General features: G+C 63.0%; 1 protein-coding gene. It reads left to right on the top strand.

Features of this window, described 5'->3' with window-relative positions; genetic code table 11:
• Positions 1-51: 51 nt before the first annotated feature.
• A protein-coding gene (locus U1839_RS26765; protein ID WP_332806605.1) for an IS630 family transposase occupies positions 52-1,009 on the top strand; the annotation gives its coding sequence in 2 pieces (ribosomal slippage) (positions 52-374 and positions 373-1,009; 960 coding nt in all).
• Positions 1,010-1,025 lie beyond the last annotated feature (16 nt).

The raw sequence follows: 1,025 nt of genomic DNA, 5'->3' as shown, positions 1-1,025 counted from the left end.
ATGGATTCCCTTTTTCTTTGAGATGTGATTCACCGTGATCGGAGGTGGATCATGGGTAAAGCGCATTCGATTGATCTTCGGGAGCGAGTTTACGGGGATGTTGCGCTGGGCAAGTCGCGTCGCGCTGCGGCCCGTCGTTTTGGTGTCAGCGCGAGCACGGGTGTGCGGTTGGCGCAGCGCATGGCGCAGACCGGGTCGCTTGCGCCGGCGCGTCAGGGTCGCCCGCGCGGCAGCGGGAAGCTGGCGGCCTATCGGGAGCGGCTGATCGGCTGGGTTGAAGCCGAACCGGACATGAGCATGTCGGAGTTGGCAGCGTTGCTGGAAGCCGAATGCGGTGTCGTGGCACATACCACCTCGCTCTCGCGATTGCTTCTGGCGGCGGGTTATACCGTCAAAAAAAACGCTGCTGGCCGACGAAGCCGCGCGCGCTGACGTTGCCGAGCGAAGGCGAACATGGCGACGCGGGCGCCAGCCGCGGATGGCCCGTGAGCCGCACCGGCTGGTGTTCATCGACGAGACGGCAACGACCACCAAGATGACCCGACTACGCGGCCGGGCACGCAAGGGCGAGCGGCTCAAGGCGCGTGCGCCGTTCGGCCATTGGGGCACGCAGACGTTCATCGCCGCGCTTCGTCATGACGGGTTGACCGCACCCTGGATCATCGACGCGCCGATGAACCGCAAGATCTTCGAAACCTATGTCGAGACGCAGCTCGCGCCGACCCTGGCCCCCGGCGATGTCGTCATCCTCGATAATCTGTCGAGCCACAAAAGCGAGCTGGCCAAGGCGATCCTCAAGGAGCGCGGCGCCTGGTTCGTCTTCCTGCCCCCCTACAGCCCCGATCTCAATCCGATCGAAATGGCCTTCGCCAAGCTCAAAGCGCATCTGCGGCGCATCAAGGCCAGGACGATCGACGATCTATGGCGCGCCGTCGGCAACATCTGCGATCTCTACACACCCGAGGAATGCTGGAACTTCCTCAAACATGCAGGATATGCGTCAGATTAAACGCATCGCGCTCTAG

The organism is Parasphingomonas halimpatiens (assembly GCF_036663795.1).
In the GTDB taxonomy this organism is placed as follows: Bacteria; Pseudomonadota; Alphaproteobacteria; order Sphingomonadales; family Sphingomonadaceae; genus Sphingomonas.
The sequence above is the reverse complement of the archived record's forward strand: the minus strand, read 5'-3'. Positions and strand labels throughout refer to the sequence as shown.